Annotated in this window: 10 protein-coding genes; 1 reads left to right on the forward strand and 9 read right to left on the reverse strand. The window is 45.5% G+C overall.

The window, feature by feature from the left end:
• From mobQ to DWY84_RS07185, 5 genes are all read right to left on the reverse strand, one after another.
• A partial coding sequence (mobQ, locus tag DWY84_RS07165) for a MobQ family relaxase (RefSeq protein WP_147354288.1) occupies positions 1-864 on the reverse strand: 864 nt, incomplete at its 3' end.
• Between the two features lie 184 nt (positions 865-1,048).
• Positions 1,049-1,270: a DUF4318 domain-containing protein gene (locus DWY84_RS07170; protein WP_006876003.1), complete on the reverse strand. Its 222-nt coding sequence runs from the start codon at positions 1,268-1,270 to the stop codon at positions 1,049-1,051.
• Between the two features lie 376 nt (positions 1,271-1,646).
• On the reverse strand, positions 1,647-1,943 hold the full coding sequence (locus tag DWY84_RS07175; protein WP_117685615.1) for a DUF3847 domain-containing protein: 297 nt from the start codon (positions 1,941-1,943) through the stop codon (positions 1,647-1,649).
• Positions 1,936-2,277, reverse strand: a complete 342-nt coding sequence (locus DWY84_RS07180) for a DeoR family transcriptional regulator (protein WP_117685616.1) — start codon at positions 2,275-2,277, stop codon at positions 1,936-1,938. The genes DWY84_RS07175 and DWY84_RS07180 overlap by 8 nt, the downstream gene beginning before the upstream one ends.
• The gene (locus DWY84_RS07185) at positions 2,274-2,462 is read right to left on the reverse strand and encodes a hypothetical protein (protein WP_002304353.1); all 189 of its coding nucleotides are present in this window, start codon (positions 2,460-2,462) and stop codon (positions 2,274-2,276) included. The genes DWY84_RS07180 and DWY84_RS07185 overlap by 4 nt, the downstream gene beginning before the upstream one ends.
• A 483-nt stretch (positions 2,463-2,945) precedes the next feature.
• Here DWY84_RS07185 and DWY84_RS07195 point away from each other — a divergent pair, with 483 nt between their 5' ends.
• Positions 2,946-3,752, forward strand: a complete 807-nt coding sequence (locus tag DWY84_RS07195; RefSeq protein ID WP_117685617.1) for a helix-turn-helix domain-containing protein — start codon at positions 2,946-2,948, stop codon at positions 3,750-3,752.
• 111 nt (positions 3,753-3,863) lie between these two features.
• Here DWY84_RS07195 and DWY84_RS07200 read toward each other — a convergent pair whose 3' ends face one another.
• From DWY84_RS07200 to DWY84_RS07215, 4 genes are read right to left on the reverse strand one after another with little or no spacing between them, the layout of a single operon-like run.
• A complete protein-coding gene (locus tag DWY84_RS07200) occupies positions 3,864-4,328 on the reverse strand; it encodes a hypothetical protein (protein WP_117685618.1) in 465 nt (154 codons plus the stop codon).
• A gap of 21 nt (positions 4,329-4,349) precedes the next feature.
• A complete protein-coding gene (locus DWY84_RS07205; RefSeq protein ID WP_118106552.1) occupies positions 4,350-4,754 on the reverse strand; it encodes an SRPBCC family protein in 405 nt (134 codons plus the stop codon).
• A 50-nt stretch (positions 4,755-4,804) separates the two neighbouring features.
• Positions 4,805-5,182, reverse strand: a complete 378-nt coding sequence (locus DWY84_RS07210; protein WP_117685620.1) for a TnpV protein — start codon at positions 5,180-5,182, stop codon at positions 4,805-4,807.
• The gene (locus DWY84_RS07215) at positions 5,142-5,504 is read right to left on the reverse strand and encodes a helix-turn-helix domain-containing protein (protein WP_306751100.1); all 363 of its coding nucleotides are present in this window, start codon (positions 5,502-5,504) and stop codon (positions 5,142-5,144) included. The genes DWY84_RS07210 and DWY84_RS07215 overlap by 41 nt, the downstream gene beginning before the upstream one ends.
• Positions 5,505-5,507: the final 3 nt, after the last annotated feature.

Here is a 5,507-nt window from a genome sequence, read left to right on the forward strand (position 1 = left end):
AAGCAGCTCTTTCCGTTTTTCTCCCAGCTCGGTAATCCAGCTTTTGAGGTTTTTAATGAGCTGCCGGATGGACTGCATCAGGCGGTTGGCAGCCTTGATTTCCCGGTTCAGATTGCCGATATTCGTCTGGATACCACGCTTTTCCATCTGCCGGACAGCAGCACCCTCATGGACAGTGGGGACAATATCAAGCCCCTGTCTGGCATAGGAACGCAAATCCACACGCTCCGGGCGGTTATTGGCTTCCAGATAGCGGTTCTGGATGACCTCCCATTCATGCCGCCAGATTTCACAATACTTCTGGTCGTTCCAATCAACCGTATCCTCCTTGTGGCTTTTCCACCTGCCGGACGGAAGTTTTATCCGTTCTCCGCTTTCATCAAGGTCATAAACCTTGCGGCTCTTGGGAAGCCATTTCCCATGTTCGTCCATTGCCCGCATAGTGAGCAGGACATGGGCGTGGGGATTGTGTCCCGGCGGATGGGGGTCATGGATGGCAAAATCAGCAATCATGCCTTTGGAAACAAATTGCTGTTTACAGAACTCCCGGACAAGGGCGGCGTACTGGTAAGGCGGTATCTCTCTGGGGATGGTAAGCACCCACCTCCTTGCAAGCTGGGAGTTCCATTGCTTCTCCACAGCTTCGGCGGCGTTCCATAAGGTATTGCGATCTGCGTACTCCGGCGGGGCATTTGCCGGGAGCAGGATTTCATTGTGAACGATACCACGCTTTTCCGGGTAGTGCTTCACTTCCTGGTCGTATTCACAGAACAGCTTTTCGCCGCTCTGGTAAGCAGCGGCGGCAACAGCAGACTGCCGCTGGCTGCGCTGCACAATAGAAATTTCGTTGTGTGGACAGGGCATTTCGTGTCCCTCCTTCCTGTGATTGACTGATGGGGTGGCGTTTTGCCACCCCACCTTGGGCAGAAAAAAAGCAGGAGATCTTTTCAGATTTCCTGCTTGGTGTGCCACTGTGTAGGCGGCGGGTATTTAGTTGTGAAAGTTCGGGGCAAGTTGACCCGATGTGTAGGGAATGAAAAACTGGAAATTATTTTTCTTTGCATTTTATACCGTAATTTCCCCTACTACCATTTTCGTAGCCCCGATATATTTCATATCTTTTTCCATTTATCTCCACTTCGTCATCGTTAATAAATGTATAAGACTCGCCATTTTCTTCACAATATTTTGAAATTGCTTCCATAGTTTTTGCAAGAGTTGGGTAATTGGTACTATCCTCATAAGGAACCCAAAAAGCCTTTTTAAACATATAAAATACCTCCTTCTAATTTGTTAAATAATCCACGAATTTTCAAATCTTTGTAAAATAATAGTATCATACAACTTCGCAAAAGTCCACTTATAACTTCTAATTTGTTGCTGTCTTTATTATACTGCATTGCCTATCGAAAAGATAGTATATTTTATAAAACTTGTCGGCTGGGAACAGCTTGCAATGCAAGGTGTCCCCAGATGGCAAGTCCACAAAAGGGTAGCTGGCGAAAGCCAGCGCAGGGGAAGCGTAGCGTCCCCTGTTTGATTTGGAGCAGACCATGACTGCGGAAAATCACAGCCCTCCGGCGAGGAGCCTTCGGAGAACGCAATGCACCAACCTCTGGGTGGTGTATAATTGCGCCCTTAGTAAACTAAGGGGTTTCCGGCTTCTCCCGTTCCAGCAGTTTTTTCAACAGTTCCTGTGTGTCCTGTCTGTGAAAAATGAGTTTCAACAACAGCATGACATCATCATCTGTCAGGCGTTCCGGCTCTTGTAGAAAACTTTCCAGCATACCGCCACGAGTACAGAGCCGGTGCGTCCGTTCCTTTCGGGTAAGCTGCTTTAACTGGTGCTGCAATGCCTTTTCATCATGGATGGCTTTCCGCAGTTTCTTTTCGCTTTTCTCCAGCTCCCGGTTTAGCTTTTCCAGCTTTGAGGTATCAGGCAAGGGCAGCGTCCCCCTTTCCCGGTATCAGCACATAAATCCGGTTTGGTTCTCCAACGCCCTGACGCACCCGCATGATAAGTCCGGCGGTTTCCAGTTCATTCAGAGAACGCTTGACCGTCATAGGACTGCGGGACAGGACTGCGGCAATGGCTGTGACAGGGAAGCAGACAAACAGGATTCCGTTCTCGTCCTCCTGCCCTTTGGATAGCATAGCGTCCAGCATCCGGCAGTACATGACCTTTGCGGTGCTGCTGACTGGAAATCCTGTCAACGCTCTGGGAAAGGGCATACAGGGCGGCAATGATGTGTCTATCGTCATAAATTCAAAATTCATTCTGTGTGTTCCTCCTTTTTCTTTGCTCGTTTGGATAAATAACGGGGGCAGTCAATCACAACCGCCCGGAAGCTCTGCTTGCACCCATGCTGGCATTTCCGGCATAATTCGTTGTAAGTGACACGCCCCCGGTCATTGAGGTAAAATGAAAGCTCATGCTTCCTCTTTTTGCTCATTCTCGGCATATTGCGCTTCCTCCCGTTTTCGTGTATGGTTTCGGGGCGATTTTCGGCAAAATTACGGTCATAGAGCCGCCTAAAATCTCCCGAAGTATCAGCGATAGGATAGACTGTCCCCCTATCAGATTGTCGTGTTTCGGTATCATTTCGGTGTCAGTCCGCCAGTTCTCCCCGGTGTCGTTCCTCCCCTGAATCTCACAGCGGCGTATCGCTCCCGTTGGTACGCTCGTTTTGGTCAGGGTTCCTCCATATCCCTGCCAAAAGTCATGGCGCTACATCGCCAGGGAAGCATATCCCACACAGGCTGGTCATTCGATTGGAATAATCCATCGATGAACTACCTGTATCATAGAACATTTTTGTGCCCTGTGCCGTATGTCCACAAAGTAGGAATTAGGGGTAAAAATCAGAAATTTCCACGATTGCGGAAAGTGTGCTATAATCCAGTTAAGCGGCAGCAATGCAACCGCCGGAAAGGAGCGTGCGCCCATGAAAGGAGCAACAAGCATACAGGAACGCCTTTGGGAACTCCGCAAGGACAAAGGCTTAAATCTGGAAGAATTATCAGAGCTGACGGGTATTTCCAAATCAGCCCTTGGCAGTTATGAGAAAGAGGATTATAAGGAAATCAATCATGGCAACCTTATCACGCTGGCAGATTTCTATGGGGTTTCCGTTGATTATCTGCTGTGCCGGACAGAGAACCGGGAGCAGATTAACACGCCACTAACAGAGCTGCATTTGAATGATGAGATGGTTGCACTTCTGAAAAGCGGTCGGATTAACAACCGCCTGCTCTGTGAGCTTGCCACACATAAAGATTTTATCAAGTTTCTTGCGGACATTGAGATTTATGTGGATGGGATTGCCACCATGCAGATTCAGAACCTCAACGCCCTTGTCGATACCGTCCGGCATGAAATCATTGAACGGTATCGCCCCGGCGAAGATGACCCCCATTTGAAAGTGTTGCAAGCCGCCCATATCAGCGATGATGAATATTTCAGCCACATGGTTCTGGATGACCTCAACCTGATTATCCGGGATATTCGGGAAGCTCACAAAAAGGACAGCGAGAGTGCACCCCAGACCACCGTTGCTGATGAACTGAAAGAAAATCTGGAAGCGGTCGAAAATTTCAAGGGCAGCCGGGATGAAAAGCTCGTTGTACTTTACTGCAAGCAGCTTGGTATCAACTACAAAAATTTATCGGAAGAAGAATTTCGCTGGCTGATTCGGATTCTCCAAAAATCAAAGAAAATGGGAACGCCTATCAGCCAGAGGAAAAAACGGTAACAAAAAACCGCTGTTGCATGGTTGGGGTGGCTTCCATGTAGCAGCGGTTTATGCTGTGCTTATTTAGTTAAAATTTAGGGTGACAAACTGAGGATACAACTAAAATACTCCCTATAATTGGATTGCCGATTTCTCTGAATCATTTATATATACTGCAATCGAATCTGTTTCTTTCATATACGGCTTATCCCATAAAAGATGGCTTTTGTGATGATAAATCTTCCCTCCGTATGTATAGCTGTAAAGAACTCTGTACGGGGACTTTTTTCCATATTGTAGAAACTTTTGCATATATACCTTTTCTACAATCCCATTAACTTTAATTCCGTTAGAAATCAACTCGCAATATGATTTCCTCTTTGCTGAAGCGAGAACTGTAAAAATAGCTTGTGCAATTAAAAAAGCGACACCAAGTACAGAAAAAACAATCCCAATGTGCCTTTGACTTTGAACTATTGACGCTGATGTAGGCTGTAATATTCCAATAAAACTAAGCAAACCAAAAACGATAAAAGCACAGCCTAAGCACATAGAAATAAGAGCATATAACTGTTCTGCATATTTGATTCTATTCATAGTATTCTCTCCTTTACAACTTCAACTTTGTTGTTCCAATGCTTTTTTTAAGTCCAGAACAAATTGAGTTTGCTGCTTCTTCAAATAGAGTTTTACAAAAGGTTTCATAAACCACTTTTTAGGTGTCACATTTTCTGTAAAATCAATTTGTGTTTCATTTCCCTTAGCTGTAAAAATACCAGTCCAATGCCCGGCCATATTGCTATTTTCCATGTCAAATTCCCAGCGGTTATATGGCTCAACAGCAGTAATAGAAAATGTAGTTGCATATCCGTCTTTCGTGTACTCAATAAACTGCTTCTCATTTATGATTTCTGTTTTGCTTAAATCGCTTCGCCACGCACTATATTTATCAACAGCAAAAACAATATCCCAAACTTTATGAATATCATCATTGATAATCGCATTTATATTCGAAATTGCCATTTTCATACCCCCTTCAAACTCTATTTTGTCATAATCATTCTACCATACCATTATGAATAAATCATCTCATACAAAACAATTTCTTCTGCCCGGTTGTGAATGTTATTGCAACGCTGCACCCATTCCATTTGACAGGTACGCTTCAATTCCTCGGTCACGCCCTCGGCAGCTTTCATCTGCTCCATGATGGTGTCTAACCGTTCCTGTACCTGTTCGTTCAGGTCTGCAAGGTATGTCCATAACTCCCCTGTCAAGGTCAAGGTGTTCAATTTGGCTGGGTGGACTTCTCTTAAATACTCCCGGTGCATCCGTCCGTACTTTCCGATAGGGCGGTGTTCCTCCGGCAGCTTCAAATCTGGGATATAGTAATCTCCGACAAGAATATAATCAATTCCGTTTTCCGTTATTCTTGGTTTCAATTCGCTCATGCTCCTTACCTCCTGTGGAAGCAGGCTCGTCTGATACTAACTCAATCACATCGGTAATCTCACAATTCAGCGTTTCGCAGATACGGGCTAATGTATCCATGCTGATGTGCTTTCCCTCTTTGCTCATGTTGGCAATCATATTCGTTGTCATACCAGCAGCAAGCCTTAAATCTTCTTTTCTCATATCACGCTCTAACAGTGTATGCCAGAGTGGTTTATAGCTGATGTGCATATTGCTTTCCCGCCTTCCTATCCATACCACCGGGGCGGCTGCCCCGGCAGGAACTTTTCTCTTATTATAGCACCAATCTTGTGAAATCACAAT

The organism is Clostridium sp. AF27-2AA (genome assembly GCF_003478505.1).
Taxonomy (GTDB): Bacteria; Bacillota; Clostridia; order Lachnospirales; family Lachnospiraceae; genus Brotaphodocola.

Coding starts and splice junctions, on each gene's coding strand:
- DWY84_RS07170 (WP_006876003.1), bottom strand. CDS start 1,270: ATGTTTAAAAAGGCTTTTTGGGTTCCTTATGAGGATAGTACCAATTAC.
- DWY84_RS07180 (WP_117685616.1), bottom strand. CDS start 2,277: ATGAATTTTGAATTTATGACGATAGACACATCATTGCCGCCCTGTATG.
- DWY84_RS07185 (WP_002304353.1), bottom strand. CDS start 2,462: ATGCCGAGAATGAGCAAAAAGAGGAAGCATGAGCTTTCATTTTACCTC.
- DWY84_RS07195 (WP_117685617.1), top strand. CDS start 2,946: ATGAAAGGAGCAACAAGCATACAGGAACGCCTTTGGGAACTCCGCAAG.
- DWY84_RS07200 (WP_117685618.1), bottom strand. CDS start 4,328: ATGAATAGAATCAAATATGCAGAACAGTTATATGCTCTTATTTCTATG.
- DWY84_RS07205 (WP_118106552.1), bottom strand. CDS start 4,754: ATGGCAATTTCGAATATAAATGCGATTATCAATGATGATATTCATAAA.
- DWY84_RS07210 (WP_117685620.1), bottom strand. CDS start 5,182: ATGAGCGAATTGAAACCAAGAATAACGGAAAACGGAATTGATTATATT.